This window comes from Aliivibrio sp. S4MY1 (genome assembly GCF_028765545.1).
GTDB lineage: Bacteria > Pseudomonadota > Gammaproteobacteria > Enterobacterales > Vibrionaceae > Aliivibrio.
On the sequence record NZ_JARACP010000049.1, the window covers coordinates 1 to 2,416 of the forward strand.

The window sequence follows — 2,416 nt, forward strand, 5'->3', positions numbered from 1 at the left end:
TTCAGTTGGAAGAAAGAGCGACCCAGGCCCTGTCTTTCCATGGAAGGCACTTTACGATGAAGGCGTTGGGGCTTGGTATGATGAAGACACGAAGCGAAAATACATCACTGAATTTAGCACTGGCTTACCTGATAAAAAGGACATATTAGCCGCCTTTAAAAAATACGGTTATGCCACTGATAGTGAATATTCACAGCTTGTTCGTGCATTTCAATTGCATTTTAGACCTAGAAAATATAATGGATTTATGGATCTTGAAACCACAGCAATACTATTCGCGCTCGTTGAAAAGTATTTCAAATAGTATCGCACTGAGCACAAGAGATTATCTGGCCCTATCTCATATCACATTAAGGATCCTATAATGAACCCAAAATTAACTTCATCATTCAAATTTAATCCTGGTGATGAATTCCCTAAAATTAGACTGCCTATTTTTAATGGCTATATGATTAGAAATACCGCTGATATTGGTACCCCACAAAAAGTGGGAGATTGGAAAATGGTCATAATCTATCGCGGCGAACACTGCCCTTTATGCACTAATTATCTGAATGAAATCGAAAAATACAAAGATGATTTTATAAAACTAGGCGTTGATATTATTGCCGTATCCGCTGACAATATGATGCAAGTGCATGAGCATAGTAAAAAACTATCCGTTACCTATCCAATAGCCCATGGAATGAAAGTGGGTCATATGATGCGGCTTGGTCTTTATATCTCTATGCCTCGAGTTAAGCCTGATGGCATGAATGAAACCGATCATGTATTTTCTGAACCTGCTTTATTTGTTGTTAATGCTGAAGGCAGAGTACAAATAGTGGAGGTATCAAATGCACCATTCGCTCGTCCTGATATCCGCGCGATACTTTCAGGAATAAAATTTATTCGCGAAAATAATTATCCTATTCGCGGAACTTATAATGTTAGATTGAACTATGAATAAATTATTAATTTAAATATTTTATCTTACCTTATGAGCATTGATTGCGAAAATCACCTTCATGCTTAAAGAAAATTAAAATAATTCTATTAATTATTTTTGAGGATTTTATGAAAAACAACTTAATTGCATTAATTTTAATGGCTTTTACTTTTAACACATATGCATATACAGATTATCTATTAAGTAAGAGAGTTCAAAATTTGAATAATATTATGATATCAAGTCATAGTGTGAGGGCCAACATCATCTCAGGGGATTTTGATGCTGTATTCTCTCTTTACGATAACATTGAATCTGAAAAAATAAATATGCAACATTTTTCACCAACGATAGGTACGATGGACGTGGTCAATAAACTGACTGATGATCAGCGCAATATTATTGATTATGCATATGATACAGTTAAGAATAACACGGAAAAAATCATACCACGAAGAAATGATAATTATAAGCCTAATGGACTGATTGTCTTGGGGTCGACACCTAAATTAGGTATTTTGGAGAGCCGATTAAATCAGGCTTATACGCTAGCAATTAAATATCCAAATATACCTATTGTATTATCAGGTAAAGGCCGAAAAAATAATGTTATAGAAGCAGACTATATGTACGATTATCTAAAAGATAAAGGGATAGAAACAAAACGTATGTATAAAGAATCAGAATCGTTAGATACTGTTGGAAATGCGGAGTTTTCTTATTTTACAATTCAAGAAAACCCATCATTAAATAAAATAAAAAATTGGTTAGTTATAACAAATAACTACCACGCTATGCGTTCTTTATTTAATTTTTCACATATTTTCCCAGAGAGTTATACCATATCTGTTTTACTTGCGCCTTTACTCCCTGATGGAATAACTAATCCTGATGAAGATAAAATACTTAAAAGCCTTATTGCTAAGGAAATTAAGTCTGATTCTAATGAAAAATTTATGGAATTACTCCGATATAACCGTTATAGCAGTAACAGACATAAATTTAAAAGTCAAAATTTAACAGGTAAGCCATGCGCTATTCTAAATGAAATATTATTGGAGCATGGATTATATAAGAATAATGTCGATAAATTTATGAATAAATTCAGTCAATGTTATGAAGGCTTAGATAATAATCAATAAATTATATCGCATCTAGCAACCTCTTACACAAAATTAAAACCCGTAACGTTATCATCGATATCCTAGTTGTCGATGATAACGATAAATCGGGAGATCTTCATAACTACATATTTTTAATAGCAATAACCTAGCTCTATTAGGGATACACCTGACAGCATCACGATAATTGTCCCAGCCCAATACTCCCCTTACGCCAAGCGAGTATTGGGTTCTTTTAATCATTCAGCCTTAGCTGGTCCATCTAACCCTTCGTAGTTCTTAATCGTAATAACATCCATCCCTACAAATTCATTAAGCTCACACACCGACTCCAATAACGGCACTAGCTCGTTTTTATAAAATACAT

2 protein-coding genes and 1 pseudogene are annotated in these 2,416 nt (G+C 33.7%); all 3 read left to right on the forward strand.

Translation table 11 applies throughout. From position 1 onward, the window contains the following. Nucleotides 1-304 (forward strand): annotated as a pseudogene (locus PVK71_RS20195) (N-acetylmuramoyl-L-alanine amidase); the annotation flags it as partial. A 60-nt stretch (nucleotides 305-364) separates the two neighbouring features. Further along, a complete protein-coding gene (locus PVK71_RS20200) occupies nucleotides 365-949 on the forward strand; it encodes a redoxin domain-containing protein (protein WP_274421112.1) in 585 nt (194 codons plus the stop codon). A gap of 107 nt (nucleotides 950-1,056) precedes the next feature. After that, nucleotides 1,057-2,070, forward strand: coding sequence for a YdcF family protein (locus PVK71_RS20205; RefSeq protein WP_274421113.1), 1,014 nt, complete (start codon nucleotides 1,057-1,059; stop codon nucleotides 2,068-2,070). The last annotated feature ends 346 nt before the right edge of the window (nucleotides 2,071-2,416 follow it).

Coding starts and splice junctions, on each gene's coding strand:
- PVK71_RS20200 (WP_274421112.1), top strand. CDS start 365: ATGAACCCAAAATTAACTTCATCATTCAAATTTAATCCTGGTGATGAA.
- PVK71_RS20205 (WP_274421113.1), top strand. CDS start 1,057: ATGAAAAACAACTTAATTGCATTAATTTTAATGGCTTTTACTTTTAAC.